This window comes from uncultured Desulfovibrio sp., assembly GCF_902477725.1.
GTDB lineage: Bacteria > Desulfobacterota > Desulfovibrionia > Desulfovibrionales > Desulfovibrionaceae > Desulfovibrio.
The window spans coordinates 94,227-109,405 of the sequence record NZ_CABSIF010000012.1 but is presented as its reverse complement, the minus strand read 5'-3'; the positions used below and the strand labels follow the sequence as shown (position 1 = coordinate 109,405).

13 protein-coding genes are annotated in these 15,179 nt (G+C 55.5%); 5 read left to right on the top strand and 8 right to left on the bottom strand.

What is annotated here, in order from left to right:
* Positions 1-379 precede the first annotated feature (379 nt).
* Positions 380-1,513: a DUF362 domain-containing protein gene (locus RDK48_RS11950; RefSeq protein WP_298993923.1), complete on the bottom strand. Its 1,134-nt coding sequence runs from the start codon at positions 1,511-1,513 to the stop codon at positions 380-382.
* 518 nt (positions 1,514-2,031) lie between these two features.
* Between RDK48_RS11950 and RDK48_RS11945 the strand changes: the two genes are divergently transcribed.
* Together RDK48_RS11945 and RDK48_RS11940 are read left to right on the top strand one after the other, a co-directional pair.
* Complete coding sequence (locus tag RDK48_RS11945) at positions 2,032-2,571, top strand: flavin reductase family protein (RefSeq protein ID WP_298993924.1); 540 nt, start codon at positions 2,032-2,034, stop codon at positions 2,569-2,571.
* Positions 2,572-2,606: 35 nt separating this feature from the next.
* On the top strand, positions 2,607-3,104 hold the full coding sequence (locus RDK48_RS11940; RefSeq protein ID WP_298993926.1) for a nitroreductase family protein: 498 nt from the start codon (positions 2,607-2,609) through the stop codon (positions 3,102-3,104).
* A gap of 112 nt (positions 3,105-3,216) precedes the next feature.
* Here RDK48_RS11940 and RDK48_RS11935 read toward each other — a convergent pair whose 3' ends face one another.
* From RDK48_RS11935 to RDK48_RS11920, 4 genes are all read right to left on the bottom strand, one after another.
* On the bottom strand, positions 3,217-3,882 hold the full coding sequence (locus tag RDK48_RS11935; RefSeq protein ID WP_298993927.1) for a type 1 glutamine amidotransferase domain-containing protein: 666 nt from the start codon (positions 3,880-3,882) through the stop codon (positions 3,217-3,219).
* Positions 3,883-4,011: 129 nt separating this feature from the next.
* The gene (locus RDK48_RS11930; protein WP_298993929.1) at positions 4,012-4,596 is read right to left on the bottom strand and encodes a TetR/AcrR family transcriptional regulator; all 585 of its coding nucleotides are present in this window, start codon (positions 4,594-4,596) and stop codon (positions 4,012-4,014) included.
* Between the two features lie 296 nt (positions 4,597-4,892).
* On the bottom strand, positions 4,893-5,714 hold the full coding sequence (locus tag RDK48_RS11925; RefSeq protein WP_298993931.1) for a phosphodiesterase: 822 nt from the start codon (positions 5,712-5,714) through the stop codon (positions 4,893-4,895).
* A 4-nt stretch (positions 5,715-5,718) separates the two neighbouring features.
* Positions 5,719-7,062: an MFS transporter gene (locus tag RDK48_RS11920; protein ID WP_298993933.1), complete on the bottom strand. Its 1,344-nt coding sequence runs from the start codon at positions 7,060-7,062 to the stop codon at positions 5,719-5,721.
* A 288-nt stretch (positions 7,063-7,350) separates the two neighbouring features.
* Here RDK48_RS11920 and RDK48_RS11915 point away from each other — a divergent pair, with 288 nt between their 5' ends.
* The 3 genes from RDK48_RS11915 (at position 7,351) to RDK48_RS11905 (ending at position 12,965) form a co-directional block, all read left to right on the top strand.
* A complete protein-coding gene (locus RDK48_RS11915; RefSeq protein ID WP_298993935.1) occupies positions 7,351-8,478 on the top strand; it encodes a LacI family DNA-binding transcriptional regulator in 1,128 nt (375 codons plus the stop codon).
* A gap of 213 nt (positions 8,479-8,691) precedes the next feature.
* Complete coding sequence (locus RDK48_RS11910) at positions 8,692-9,051, top strand: helix-turn-helix transcriptional regulator (protein ID WP_298993937.1); 360 nt, start codon at positions 8,692-8,694, stop codon at positions 9,049-9,051.
* Positions 9,048-12,965: an MFS transporter gene (locus RDK48_RS11905; protein WP_298993939.1), complete on the top strand. Its 3,918-nt coding sequence runs from the start codon at positions 9,048-9,050 to the stop codon at positions 12,963-12,965. Before RDK48_RS11910 ends, RDK48_RS11905 begins: the two co-directional genes overlap by 4 nt.
* A 134-nt stretch (positions 12,966-13,099) precedes the next feature.
* Here RDK48_RS11905 and RDK48_RS11900 read toward each other — a convergent pair whose 3' ends face one another.
* The 3 genes from RDK48_RS11900 to RDK48_RS11890 form a co-directional block, all read right to left on the bottom strand.
* Complete coding sequence (locus tag RDK48_RS11900) at positions 13,100-13,741, bottom strand: LysE family translocator (RefSeq protein ID WP_298993941.1); 642 nt, start codon at positions 13,739-13,741, stop codon at positions 13,100-13,102.
* Positions 13,742-13,810: 69 nt separating this feature from the next.
* Complete coding sequence (locus RDK48_RS11895; protein WP_298993943.1) at positions 13,811-14,296, bottom strand: hypothetical protein; 486 nt, start codon at positions 14,294-14,296, stop codon at positions 13,811-13,813.
* 311 nt (positions 14,297-14,607) lie between these two features.
* Positions 14,608-15,141 (bottom strand): lysozyme inhibitor LprI family protein, encoded by a 534-nt coding sequence (locus tag RDK48_RS11890; RefSeq protein ID WP_298993945.1) that lies wholly within the window; start codon positions 15,139-15,141, stop codon positions 14,608-14,610.
* Positions 15,142-15,179: the final 38 nt, after the last annotated feature.

Genomic DNA, 15,179 nt, shown 5'->3' with positions numbered 1-15,179 from the left:
TCGCCCAACACCAGCACATCGCCTCCGCCTACGCTCCGGCGAGTCTAAGGAAGGCGACGCCACAACCATCTCCTGGTCACGACCTGCAAAAGGTAAGGCGGCAGGCTACGTCACAATAATCACACACCACGTCCTGCGAAAGGCGGGGGGAAAGGTAACGCTATAGCTGTCCCTCACCATGACCCTTTAAAGGCCAGGATGTTAGCGACTCGTGGAAAGCAACATCTCGCCCGAATGCGCTGAACGTGACTCCGCTAATGCTGGTTCCCTAGTGTTTGCATGTACTTTGGCGCTTGAGAGTTAGAGTCTTTGCTTCATGCGGCATTACGCAAAAAGGCCGGGTTGCCCCGGCCAGTATTGCGCTTGCAATAATTGCTGCTTACTTTACCACAATCAGATTATATTCGCGCGTACCCAAGCCGATTTTTTCAGCATGCTCCAGACAGGCACGCCACTCGGATTCAGGGCCAGAATTTTTAAAGTGGTCGTGGTGATCCACAAATCCCTTTTTCGCAATATTTTCCGCAAGCTGGCTGCCGGGCAGGGGCTTTGCCTTCATGCAGGCATCCACGCAGGCCTGATCAAGCGCCAGCGGGTCAAACGATGCAAACATGCCGATGTTGGGCAGAATAGGCGCGTCATTTTCGCCATGGCAATCGCAGTTGGGTGAAACATCCACAATCAGCGAAATATGGAAATGCGGGCGACCGTCCAGCACTGCCTTGGTGTATTCCGCCATTTTGTAGTTGAGCATTTCAATGGCGGCATCATGCGCGAAAGAAATGGCGTCAAAATTACACGCACCCAGGCAGCGTCCACAGCCCACGCAGTTATTGTGATCGACCGTGGTTTTCTTGGTTTCAGCAGAGTAGTGCAGGGCGTCATTGGCGCATTGCTTGATGCAGGCCTTACAGCCAACGCACAGTGCTTCGTTGATGTTGGCCTGGCCGTTGCTGTGCTGCTCAGTTTTACCAGCGCGCGATCCGCAACCCATGCCGATGTTCTTGATGGCTCCGCCAAAGCCGGTCATTTCATGCCCCTTGAAGTGGGTGAGGCTGATGAAAATATCGGCGTCCATAACTGCGCGGCCAATCTTGGCTTCCTTGACATATTCGCCGCCCACAACAGGTACCAGTGCTTCGTCCGTGCCCTTGAGTCCGTCGCCAATGATGATAGGGCAATTCACCGTAAGGGGCGTAAAACCGTTCTGCCAGGCGCATTCCAGATGTTCCAGGGCATTTTTGCGGCTACCGGGATACATGGTGTTGCAGTCGGTCAAGAACGGTTTACCGCCAAAATCCTTGACCGTGTCAACAACAGCGCGCGCATAGTTGGGGCGCAGGTAACTTATGTTGCCAAGTTCTCCAAAGTGCAGTTTGATGGCAACAAAGCGACCCTTCATATCAATATGGCCGATGCCTGCTTTTTTGATCATTTTTTTCAGCTTGGTGGGCAAGCCATCGCCAAAAGCCTTGGTGCGAAAATCTGTAAAGTACACCTTTGCTTTTTCCATAAGTATTCACCTTTGCGTTTAGCTGTATGAACCGGAAGGATTGTATTGCATAATTGAGCGTGAGCCAAAAAGTGCAGCAACTTGTGCGCGGTTACAAAATTTTTATTTCTCGCTTTCATGGGCACGGGCTGCCATGAGGAGAATACCGCCTGCGGCAGGGGGCTGCCAAGAGCGGGCAGGCCTTAATCCCGATATTTTCATACTCCTGCCAAGGGGCTGGTCGCTAGCACGATTCTCCTGTTTATTTGCCTTATTCTCCAAAATTATAATATGGGCAGATGGTTATGCTGCCGAGTATGCCCCGCATGCTGCGAACAAATAAATCTGCTTGACTTATTATACGACCGGTCTAATAATCGATTCGCAACACGGGAAACAGGCAATTTTTTTCAAGGGAATGCAAGGCCCTATTCGTGGGAATCATCAATGCCCCACCAAACCCGTTCTGGCTGCACCCACAAATCTGCAGAGTGGCTTTTAAGCCCGCACTATATTACCACCCAAATGAGGATTGAATTATGGAAAGAAAAAAAATTATCGTTGCCGAATATGCCAAGAATATTCTTGAAGCTCTGCCCAAGGGCATATTGCTTACTTCCAAGGCGGATGGCCGGGTAAACAGCATGACCATTGGCTGGGGAACACTCGGCATTGATTGGTCCAGCCCGGTATTTGTGGCCTATGTGCGCGAGCACCGTTTTACACGCGAATTGCTGGATAAAAACCCAGAATTCACCGTTAACGTGCCTTTTGGCGAATACTCCAAAAAAATTATTGGTATTTGCGGCTCAAAATGCGGGCGAAATCTGGATAAAATTTCTGAAGCTGGCCTGACCCTTGTGGATCCAGAACTTATTTCTGTCCCCGCCATCAAGGAACTGCCTCTCACCCTTGAGTGCAAGATCGTGTACAAGCAGAAGCAGGATCTCCCCAGCCTGATCACCGAATACCAGTCAAAGTTTTATCCTCAGGATGTTGACGGTTCAGCAGTTGGAGCAAACCGCGATGCGCACATCGCCTATTATGGCCAAATTGTAAGCGCATATATTCTGCAATAATTTAAACTGGCAGCACACTAGCCAAGGGGGTCCCCATGAAAGAAATTTTCCACAGGGTCAGCGTGCGGAAGTTTGAAGACCGCGCCGTTGAAAGTGACAAGGTCGAGCAGGTGTTGCGCGCCGCCATGGCCGCACCCTCTGCGGGCAATCAGCAACCGTGGGATTTTTATGTGGTGACATCCAGAGAAAAGTTGCATGCGCTCGCCAAGGTCAGCCCATATGCTGGGTGCGCGGCAGACGCCCCTCTGGCCATTGTGGCCGCCTATCGGCAGGAGGGCTGCCGTTTTCCCCAATATGCGCAGATTGATCTTGCCATAGCCATGCAAAACCTCTGGCTGGCGGTGGATTCACTGGGCTTGGGCGGCGTATGGCTTGGTGTGGCCCCTGACGAAGACCGGATGGAAAAGGTGGAAAAAATTCTGCCTGTGACAGCGGGGCAGAGGGCCTTTGCCATTTTCCCACTGGGCTATCCTGCGGAGAAAAAAACGCAGCAGGACAGGTTTAATGCGGAGCGCATCCACTACGTGAAATAACTTTTGGCTGGACTTCCGACCGTGTGCTAACGCCTGGCCAAGGCCAACGGAAAACGCCCGGTTCCCCAGAGTAATGGGGAACCGGGCGTTGCCGCTTTTTATACGAGATAACTTACCGCAGCCGTTCAAGAACCGCCTGGGCAATGGGTTCGCTGGAGGCCGGGTTTTGCCCGGTTATGAGCTTGCCGTCCACTTCCACATGCGGCACCCACATGGGGCCGACCACAAAGTTAGCGCCTTCGCCGCGCAGTGTTGTCTCCAGCATAAAGGGAACGGCCTTTTCCAGCTGCATGGCAATTTCTTCATCATCGGTAAAGGCCGTTATGGTTTTGCCCGCCACAAGGGGGGAGCCGTCAGGCTTTTTGGCACCGACCAGCCCAGCCGGGCCGTGGCACACTGCCGCAATAATCTTGTCTGCTTTGGCAAAATCGTTGAGCAGGCGTTTCAGCTCGGCATCGGTGGCAAAATCCATCATGGTGCCGTGCCCGCCAGGCAGAAAGATGGCGTCAAAGCCTTCAGCCTGAATCTCCTTGAGGGGTGCAGAATTTTTCAGCAGTTCAAGGATGTCGGGCCATTTGGCAACGGACGCATCATCAAGGCTGTGGGGATCAACTGGCACCGCCCCGCCCTTTGGGCTGGCAACGGTTATGGAGAGGCCAGCCTTTGACAAAGCAAGATAGGGAACTGCGATTTCTTCAAGCCACACGCCTGTTTTTCTGCCGTTGGTCAGGGCATCGGCGCTGGTCGTAACCATAAGTATTTTTTTCTGCGCGTTCATAATAATGCTCGCTGTTATATGTGTGGTGTGGGTTGGGATGCCGCAGATTTTGGCTGACAGCGACCCAGGCATGCGCGGGCTTGCCCCGCTCTGCCTCAGGATTGCCGATTTCTTGTTGCGGCATAACAATTACCCTGCTGTTAAAACCCTTGTGAACAGCACGTTCACAAATTGTTTCAGTGGCTCGGGCGAGCGCATGACCTTTGCCCGCAAAATGGCTCCTTCCCAGCCAGAGAGGAGAAAGCCTGCAAGCGGCTGGGGATCAAGCCCCGGGTTCAGCTCGCCAGCCTGTTGCGCTTCGTGCAGGCACTTGGCAAACAGTCCGAGCCAGTCGTGGAAGACTTCTTCCAGGCGGCATCTGAATCGTTCGCTCTGAGCGGCCAACTCCTGCCCCAGATTCCCGATGAGGCAACCCTTGCTGAAGTTGTCCTGCACTGTACGTTCAATGCTTTCTTCCAGATACCTGCGGATGCGCTGGAGCGGGGCCAGCGCTTCGTCATCAAGGTAGCCGTGCAATTTTTTTGTATAGTTTTCAGCAAAGAGGTTGATGACCTCGATGCCGAAGTTTTCCTTGGTGCCAAAATGGTGGTAGAACGAGCCTTTCGGCACGCCCGCCGCCTTGAGTATGGCGTCTATGCCTGTGGCGTTGAAGCCGGAAACAGCGACTATTTCAACACCTACTGCAATGATTTTTTCTCGTGCGCTTTCTTTCATATCTAAAAATTAGACCGGTCTGATAGTGATGTCAATATCTGCTGCGTTCAGTTTTTTATCAACTTGGTGTGGGCAATGTGAAGAGGAGTGTGCACTTGGATTGCAAGTGGCGACTAGAGGCTGGGGCTCGCTCTCAAATGCGAAAAGCTATCTCAAAATGAGTGGATTTGGCACAAGTGGGGCAGAAAAAAAGAGGGGAAGGCAGATAGCGGCGTGATTTCTGGAGGGTGCCGGGGCTGCCGACCCGATGTCGGCAGCCCCGGCCCGCTTGCGCGGGTGTTTCATGTCGGGAAACACTATTGGGTAGGATTCACCGAGCCAGCAAAGGGATACGGCCCGGCAAACGTAGCCTGCACTGCAATCTGGCAAATGTGGGAATTCCACACGCCGTTGTCAAAGTGGTGGAGCAGATAGCCCGGCGTTTCCATGCGGAAGGTGTCGCCGCCCTCGGCGGAGAGATCAAGGTCTATCTGCATGGAAACCGCAGGCGCTGTCATGGCGATCCGTCCATGCCACTCGGTGACGATGGGGCGGTGCATGTGGCCGAAACTCAGCCGCATCTGCGGATTGCGCTCTACAATTGCTGCGAAGCGCTCCACATTTTCAAAAGGTTCGTCCATGGCCCCCATGCCCGTAACAAACGGGGGGTGGTGCATGAAAAACATGGTTGGCGTATCCGGGCGCTTTGCCAGTTCACGTTCCAGCCAGTCGCCGGTTTCGGCGGGGAAGTGACCGGAATGGGAGCCGGGGCTCATGCTGTCCATCATGATCAGCCGCAGGTTTTCCTCTTCCACCGTATAGCAGAGGTAGGGCGCAATATCTTCCTTGGCCGGGCACCAGTGGGACATTACCTCTCGCAGGCGGTCGCGCCTGTCGTGGTTGCCGGGCACGGCGTACACGGGCACCCCAATGGGTGAGAGTTCGTCGTGCAGGATGTGATATGCGTTAAGGTCTCCGCTGTCGGCAAGATCGCCTGTGATGACAATAATATCGGGCTGTTGCGTCAGGTTTTTCACGTGAGCCACGGCTTCGTCCAGGCAACGCCGGGTATCTACCACCCTGAAAGACAGGCTGTGGTCGCCCCGCAGGTGCGTGTCTGAAAGTTGCAATATACGCATGATGCTAACCCTGTGCGGTTCCCGCAGCCTGCGCAGCCAATCTGTTATGTCGCGCCTGGATGGTAAAGGCCGAGAACGCGCTGGTTGCTGCCGCTACGAGTACGAAGATGCAGATGTAGAAGGGATCGCCGTCGTTCCACTGGATCAGGGCGGTGCACACGCCGGGCACTATGCCCGCAACCAGAAAGCCCGGGAACTGGTACACGATGGAAATACCCGTGTAGCGCACTTCAGCAGGGAAGAGGTCAGAGAACAACGCGGCTTCGGGCCCAAAAACACCAGCGTAAAAGATGCTCAGCGGGATGGCGATGGCAAGGCCAACCAGAAACATGTTGCCGCCGCTGTTCTGCATAAGCCAGAACGAGGGGAAGACGGAAATGCCGCAGGCAAGGCTGGCAAGGCCGTAAATGCGGCCCCGGCCAAAGCGGTCGGCCAGGTGGCCGGCGATCAGAATAAAGGGGCACATGAGCAGGGCTGCAAACATGACCGCCGTAAGGGCCTCGGTGCGCGTGGTGTGGATCTGCTGCACAAGGTAGGTGATGGAAAATACGGCCAGCACGTTGAAGAACACGCCGTCAATCCACCGCGCGCCAACACCCAGGGCAATGTTGCCGGGGTAGTTTTTGCACACGGTCACGATGGGCAGGGCCTTTTTGCTGGTATCGCCCTTGGCTTCGGCTTTGCGGAATTCGGGGGTTTCCAAAATATGCGTGCGCACGTAGAGGGCAATGGCGATGAGCACCACGCTCACAAGGAAGGCAAAGCGCCAGCCCCACTCCAGGAACTGCTCGTTGTCCAGCAGCCAGGAGAGCAGGGCGACCATGCCGGAAGAAAGGCACAGGCCAGTGGCAAGGCCCATCTGGGGGATACTGGCGTAAAAGGCCTTTTGGCGATCGCTGGCGTACTCATAGGTCATGAGCACCGCGCCGCCCCACTCGCCGCCAAGGCCAAGGCCCTGACACAGGCGCAGCGTTTGCAGAAGGATGGGTGCGGCAATGCCAATGGAGGCATAGGTGGGCACAAGGCCGATGCCCATTGTGGCAATGCCCATGATGAGCATGGTGAGAATGAGCATGCGCTTGCGGCCCAGCTTGTCGCCGTAATGGCCGAATATAAAGCCGCCAAGGGGGCGTGCCAGATAGCCGATGGCAAAGGTGCTGTAGGCCATGATGGTGCCGATGAAGGGGTCGGCGGTGGGGAAGTAGAGCTTGTTGAACACAATGCCCGCTACCACGCCGTAGAGGAAAAAGTCGTACCATTCAATGGTGGCGCCAAGCAGGCTGGCAATTACGACCTTGCGCATTTCTTTTTTGGAAGGAACGTATTTTTGCTGTGAACTGTCGTCCATACAGACACCCTCCGTGTGGGCTGTCAGCACCGCAATTTTTTTGCGGGTGCAATTAAAATTTTAATTGAATTTTAATCGTGCGGTGAAATAAAATTTTAATATAAAATTTTTTAATTGCCTCCACTTCAAAAATAATGTTGAATATGGCTAAATTTAGGGTTTGATATCACGCTGAAAAAAATTGTGTCAATTGAATATTTATTAAATAAAAAATAATTCTTTTGATACATAAAAATCTGAATAAAGCCTTAGGCCTGGTTGCCATGCGTCTGCCGTGTGGAATCGCCCATGACTGAACAGGAGGCTGCCATGACGGCAGAAGCAAGCAGCAAGAGTCGCGTCAGGCATACCGCCGCAAAAAAAGTTACGCTTGCCCATGTGGCAAAGGCAGCCGGAGTTTCTCAGGCAACGGTTTCGATGGTGCTCAACGGGCGCGAAGGTGTGTCGTTTGCTGACGAAACCATTGCCGCAGTTTTTGCGGCGGCGGAGAGTCTGGGCTATCGGAATGCAAGGAGAGCCGTTGGGTGTGCAAACGTTCCCTCAGTGCTTGTGGTGGCCCCCAACGTCACCAATCCATATTATTCCACAGTTATTCAGGCCATGCAGCAGGCCGCCGCGCTCAAGGGCTATGCCACCAGCATCTATACCACCTACCGCAGCCTTGAGAGCGAGCTGTCGGCCCTGCGCCTTGCGCGCAATATGGGCATGGCAGGTATTATTTTTGCCCTGCTGGCCCATCCGGAAGAAGTGCTTGAAAAGGCTGACCGCAAGTTGCCCATGGTTGTTATTGGCGACAGGCGGCAGAATCTTAATGTGGATACGGTGGAATTGAACAATTACGATGCAGGCAGCCTCATTGCCCGGCATATGCACGATCTGGGGCATCAGCATCTGGCCTACATTTCCACTACGCTGGATCAGGCCAACCCCATCCGCATGCAGCGATTGCAGGGCCTGCGCGACACCTTTGCCCAACTGTGCCCCCAAGGCACGGTGCTGGTAAAAAGCCGGGATATCAGCCCCGAGACAGAGCTGGAGAATTTGCAGATCGAACACATTGTGGGCCTTGAGCTGACGCGCAAATGCCTTGATGACAAAAAAATCACCGCCTTTGTGGCGGTGAACGACATGGTGGCTTACGGCGTGATAGATGCCGTGCGCGGAGCAGGCTTTACCATTCCCGGCGACTACAGTGTTTGCGGCTTTGACAATATATTTCCCTCAGGCTTTGCGGGCGTGGCACTGACCACGGTTGAGCATTATATGCGCGATAAGGGACGCAACGCACTGGAAATTTTGCACAATAAAATCAGCGGAGCGGCCTCTGATCGAAATATCACCCGCGTGGAATACAGTCATAAGCTCATCACGCGTACTTCTACTGCTGCGCCGCGCGCTGGTAGTGCAGTGGCGTAGCGGCCAGCAGGCCACGAGTCCTGAGGATGTTCTGGCGGCGTAGATCGGAGAGCAGGGGCATTTCAATCTGAGGAAGTGTCGCCCTGGCCAGAGGTGGCATGCCGCCAGCCCAGGGTATGATATACAATTCGCTGTTATCCTAAATTATTATCACGAATTATTGATGAAAATTTTTATTTGACTTATTATAACTAAAAAACTAGTTATATAGTTATGAGAACGACGTATCTGAATACCCTCCCTGACCATTGGCAGCCCGTAGCCGCAGTATTCGCAGCCATGGGGGATACCACACGCCAGCGCATCCTGCTTTTGTTTGAGCCTGGCGAGGAGCTTTCCATCAAGGATATTGCCGCAGAATTTGATTTTGGCCGTTCCACCATTGTGCATCACCTTACCGTGCTGGAAAAAGCCGGAATCCTCGCAGTGCGGCGCGAGGGCAGGCAGGCACTGTATTCTGTATGCCACCATATTGTGCTGGATTCTCTGGAAAAACTTCGCCTTTTTATTGAAGAAGATCTGCAAGAAGGGGCCGCAGCGCAGCCCCAAGCAGAAAAGGGAACAAACGCATGAACCAGCCGCCCGAATCACTCCCGGCAGCCAGTGGGAAAAAAATACTGCTGAGCATGGGCACCACCTACGCCATGGGCACATTCAACGACAATTTTTTCAAACAGGCCGCGCTGCTGCTTGCCGCCAGTGCGGGGCTTGAGTCCATTCAGGGCATTGCCTCCGCCATGTTCGCCCTGCCATTTGTGGTTTTTTCTGCCTGGGCGGGCTGGCTGGCCGACCGCATGCCCAAAAATAGAATGGTCATCTGGTCCAAATTCATGGAACTGGCTGCCATGCTCTATGGTGTGTGGGCGCTCGTGAACATGAGCTGGACGGGCATGGTGGCGGTGGTCTCTTTGATGGGCCTGCAATCCACAATCTTCAGCCCGGCCCTTAACGGAGCCATACCGGAAAACTTCCCTCCGCTGGAAGTGCCACGGGTTAATGCACTGCTCAAGCTGGCAACCACGGCAACTATTCTGCTGGGTATCGCCGCTGGGGGCATGGTGCTGGATCTGCCGGAATTTTCAGCCTTTGCCGCATTCATCCCACAGGGAGGGTACGGTTTTGGCCGATTGGCAGTGGGTGCGGTGGCTGTATTTATCGCTGTTATCGGGCTGGCGTCCGCCTTCGGTATTGGCAAGAGCGTTGTTTCTGCGGGGGCAAACGCTCCTTTTCCCCTGTTGGGGCCAATGCATTCCGTACTCCATGCGCTGGAGTGCCGCAGACGCGACCCGCATCTTTTTCTGACGCTAGCGGGAGAGGCATTTTTTTATTGCCTGTCGTCCTTTGCCCTGTTGTGCATCAACAATCTCGGCATCATCCAGCTGGGCTTTTCGCTTACTGTTACGAGCCTGCTTTCCGTAGCCATGATGATTGGCATATGCATAGGCTCTGTTCTGGCCGGGCGGTACGAGGCCACAAGCTGGCGGCGTATTATGGTTCCGGCTGGCGCAGGGCTTGGCCTTGGCCTCGTGCTTTCCGGCCTTGCCCCGTTGCTGCCGGAGGCGTTGCAATTCCCCTGGCTTTTTCTGCTGCTGACGTTTTCCGGCGTTTGCGGCGGCCTGTACCTCATACCGCTTGTGAGCTTTATTCAGGTAAAGCCAGCGTCCACGGAAAAAGGCAAAACCCTGGGGATTTCCAACTTTTCGTGCTTCAGCGGCATCCTTCTTTCCGGGCTGCTGTTCGCATGGCTGGGCAAGGTGCCGCCGGCCTGGCTTCTGGCTGGCAGTGGCCTTGTAACGCTGGTTTTCATCGGCTGGGCCGCCGTGTGCATTACTCGCATGTTTTCTTGCGGCAAGCGCTTCAGCCTCATGGGCCTGTGCCTGCGCCTGCTGCTGGGCCTGCGCTACCGCGTGACCGCGACCGGGCTTGAAGCCATATCCGGCCCCGGCCCTATCCTGTTCATGCCCAACCATCCCGCGCTGATTGACCCTATTATTGTATATTCACTGCTGGCAGATCATGCGCCGCGCCCCCTGGCAGACGAGCGCCAGATGGAAGGCCCGTTTGGGCGGCTGGCAGCAAAGGCCCTGCGCGCAGTGCTTATTCCTGACGCCATGAAGGATGGGGCCAAGGCCCGGCAGGGCGTTGAAGCTGGCATGCAGGCCGTGCTGAATGCCTTGCAGGCCGGGGACAACGTATTGCTGTATCCCGCAGGGAGGATTTATCGCTCAGCCAGGGAGAGCCTTGGCGGCAACTCCGGGGCAGCGCTTGTTCTGCAAAAAATGCCCGGCCTGCGGGTGGTGCTGGTGCGCACAACGGGATTGTGGGGCAGTGCTTTCGGCTATGGGGCCACAGGCAAGGCGCCGCATTTTGGCAAGGTGCTGCTGCGTGGCGCGCTGGCGGTAGTTGCCAATCTGGTGTTCTTCACACCGCGCCGCCCCGTGGCGGTGGAGTTTGTGGAAGCCGCTGATCTGCCCCGCACGGGCGACAAGCGTGTGCTCAACCTCTGGCTGGAGCAGTTTTATAATCAGGCGGAGCGCCCGGCGCAGGGGATTCCCCGCTTTTTATGGCAGGGCAGCGAGGCGCGGATTCTGGATGCCGTGCCGCAAAACCATGTGCCGGAGGAGACGGATATTCCAGCGGGAGTGCGCGCCGCCGTGTATGCGGCCCTGCGTGAGGCGGCTGGCCTGCCGGAAGATCAGCCGCTCTCGGACGATATGACCTTGGGCGGCGATCTGGGGTTGGACAGCCTGGCACTCATGGATCTGGCCCTCAGTCTGGAAGGGGCGCACGGCACCAATATCGCAAATCTGGAACTTCTGGTTACTGTGCGTGATTGCCTGCTGGCGGCGAGTGGGCAGCTTGGCGAGGCCAATGCGGACGCTCCCGCCCCTGCTGGCTGGTTTGCGCCTGCCGCCGACAATAAATTTGCCATACCCGAACACGCCGCAACCATTGCAGATGCCTTTCTGACCCAGGTGCGTTCCGACCCTGTCCAGCCATTGCTGGCTGACCGCGCAAGCCTGCGCAGCCGGAGGGACATCCTCATGGGCGCATTGATTCTGGCTCCCCGTTTACGGACGCTGCCCGGCGAGCGCCTTGGCATCATGCTGCCCGCCACGCCCGCAGTGGTTACGGTGTGGCTTGCCGCACTGCTGGCAGGCAAGACGCCTGTGCTGTTCAACTGGACAGTGGGCGAAGCCAATCTCCGCCACTGCATCAGTATAACCGGGGTCAGCTATATTCTCAGCGCAACGGCCCTGCAGGAGCGGCTGGAGCGTCAGGGGTTGGGCCTTGCATCCCTGCCTGTGCAGTGGGTGCTGTTGGACAAACTGGCCGCGTCGCTGACTATCAGGGAAAAAATTTGCGGCGTACTCAAAGCCCGTTTGCTGCGTAATTTGAAAAAATACGCGGTGCCGGAAACTGCGGCGGTGCTTTTTACATCCGGCTCGGAATCCTTGCCCAAGGCCGTGCCCTTGAGTCACGCCAATCTGCTCGCCAATGCCCGCGATATTGTGGAGGTACTGCACCTTGAGCCGGACGATAGCGTCCTTGCCATGCTGCCGCCGTTCCATTCCTTCGGCCTCATGGTGAATATTGTGTTGCCCCTGTCGCTGGGCATCCGGGCCGCCTTCCACCCCAACCCCACAGAACCCGGCCCGCTGGCGGCTTTGGTGCGCGATTACAGACTCTCGCTTATGGCCGCGCCACCAACCTTTCTTGGGGCAGTGCTTGATCGGGCAGCAGGGACAGAAAATCTGGCAAGCCTGCGCTGTGCCTTCGTGGGGGCGGAGAAATGCCAGGATCACGTCTACCGCGCTTTTGCCGCGCAATGCCCGCAAGCGGCGCTTTGTGAGGGCTATGGCGTTACGGAATGCTCCCCGGTGGTTTCCGTCAACAGGCCGGGCGACATTGTGTGCGGAACCATAGGCCACGCAATGCCCTCGGTAACGCTGGCCCTGGTGCGCGAAGAAGACGGCAATATTTGCGGGCGCGTGGAGGCGGGGCAAACCGGCATGCTTCTGGTGCGCGGCCCCAGCATTTTTGGCGGCTACCTGAGTGATGCACCCTCGCCCTTTGTGGAGTTTGAAGGCCATACCTGGTACCGCACCGGCGACCTTGTGCGAATGGATGAAACTGGCCGCCTGACATTTCAGGGGCGGCTCAAGCGCTTTGTGAAGATTGGCGGAGAAATGATTTCTCTGCCGCAGATCGAATCAGTGTTGCTTGAAATATTCGGCAAGCGGGGCGATGCGCCGGAGCAAGGCCCAGCGCTGGCAGTGGAAGCCGCAGAGGAAGAAAGCGGTTCGGCAATTATGCTCTTCACCCCGCTGGTGCTCTCCTTGCCGGAAGTAAACGCAGCCCTGCGCGGGGCGGGGCTTTCATCCCTGTACGCCATAAAGCGCATTGTGAAGGTGGAGGCGATCCCCCTGCTGGGCAGCGGCAAAACGGACTACAGGGCATTGAAAGGGAGTGTTGCAGCGGGTTAGCTGTAATCAGCATGCTGTTATGCAAAGGGCCGCAGGAATGATACATGTTCCTGCGGCCCTTTTTTTTTGATTTTTCTATCGCCAATGGAGAGGTGAAGCTGTGGAGGAGAAATTTTCAGTTACGAGGCTACATCTCAAGATTGCCAGATTGTCATATAAAGCAGAGACCCGAGCGCATAAAAGCCGAAACCCATGAGGATTATCCCGGACATTCGTGATGCGCAAAGGGAAAATTCTTCGGGCAAGCGCCGCTGAGCCAGAGCAACGCCGCCGCTCAACAAGAACCACCACAATAGCGACCCCAGAAAGACTCCAGCAACAACGGCAACGGCATTGATCGCCCCTGGTGTGTCGGTCAAGCCGAGGCCAGCGAATATTGCTGCAAAGGAGAAGATGGTCACCGGGTTGGTGAGCGTAAGAAGGAAGGTCGCGGCGATAGTTCCGGAGAGTCCCCTGAATTCAGTGGTGGGGGCAGGCGTAGCCGCCCGCCGGGGATTTGGCCGCAGGCTTTTACAGGCAAGCCAAAGCATGAACAAACCGCCTGGAAGTTTGAGCCACGGGGCAAGCACGGCCAGTGTTGCCGTTAAGGTTGAAAAGCCGATCGCCGCAAGGCTCGCGTAGATGGCATCGGCCAGGGCCGTTCCCAGCCCTCCGGCTACTCCAGCCCAAAAGCCGCGTTCAAGCGCGCGGTTTATGCACAATACGCCGATTGGCCCAAGCGGAGCTGCCACCGCTAGGCCGAGAAGCATGCTTTTACAGAATAGCAGGAGTTCCATCAGGCGTTCATTTTGGTGCGTTGACAGTATATTATTGATGATCGGGCGTCTTGATTGCTGAGTCTCGATCTACGGGGTTAGCCAATCGTCCGTGCCGTGGTCCCTGTGGTAGCCGCCGGAATATCTGGCCCACGTGCAGCCATAAATTTTACCGTTTCTGTCCGTGTACAGATTGAAAACAGTCATGCGTTTAACTGTAACAGAGTCCATTCTGCTTGGTGCAGCAGGGGAATCGTAGTAATAGTAATATGCCCAGATTTTGTCCCCATCATCATTATATTTTTTATATATTGATCTTTGGAATGAAGATAGCTCATGAATATACTTCCCCAGATAGTCACCATCTGAACACATTCGCTCCTCGGCTCTGGCGATATATTTCCACGTTTCAACCCGCCGCATTTCTTTTGGAATCCACATGGTAAGGACTTTCCCGGTATTGACATCTATGACAGGCTTGCTGGGAGGTGGGTCAGTCGAAATAGCAGCCAAATCTGGAAGGCACCCGGAAAGAATGATTATAATGGAGGCAAGCATCAGTATGTTGCGCAGCATGTTAGACTTCCCCCATATTTTGCATTGCGGGAGTATACTGGTAACTGATAATAGGCGCAACGATATGTGATTACTAGCTTGTTGGTCTGTTTTGCGTAGCCTGTGAAAGGTAAAATGTGCTAACTTGCTAAACCAATAATGTGAAATTATTGAATTACTTCTGGGTATAAACGTGGCAATGCGCCATTTGCGCATAGAGCGCCGCTGTTTTGCCTGTTACGCGAGAGGCCGGGTACAAGAAAAGCGCACCCCCAAGGATGCGCCTTTACCTGTCATTGATTTGTACCAGCCGTGATGCCGGACCTTGTTCGCTACTGTTCGGCGCTTTCCTGCAAGACGTCAACCCAGCGCGCCATGCGGGCAGTTTGTTCCAGATACCAGAGCGAAGCCATAAGCGGCGAAAGAGTGCCGCCGTTGGGGTCAAACATGGCAAGGGAACCGCTCTTGCGCAGGGCATCCCACGCACTCAGGGCGTCATTAAAAGCCTTGGCGCGTTCCGGGTTAAGGGCGGCTGCAATGCGCGCGCGTTGCGCGTTCAGGCGGGTTTCAAGGCGTTCCTGTTCCGCATTCATGCAGTCCTGCATGCCGGTTGTCACCCCCGCAGCTTCGTCCATGCAGGCCTGATAGGTCTGGCTGAACAGATTCTCCACCGGAAGGGCGGAATCCTGCTGGTCAGGGCTGTCGGCGGTGGTAGCTGCGCTGGCATCCTGCTGAGCTGGCGGCGCAGCCTGCGGCATGGCCTCTGCGGCAAGGGCGGGGTGGGCAACAAGCAGCACGGCACAGAGCGCACTGAATGCCGCAAGATTGGCAAAGAACGTTGCAAAGGATTGACGAGCAGACGACATCCCAGACTCCTTGGCGAAAAAACCTTATATGTTGAAAG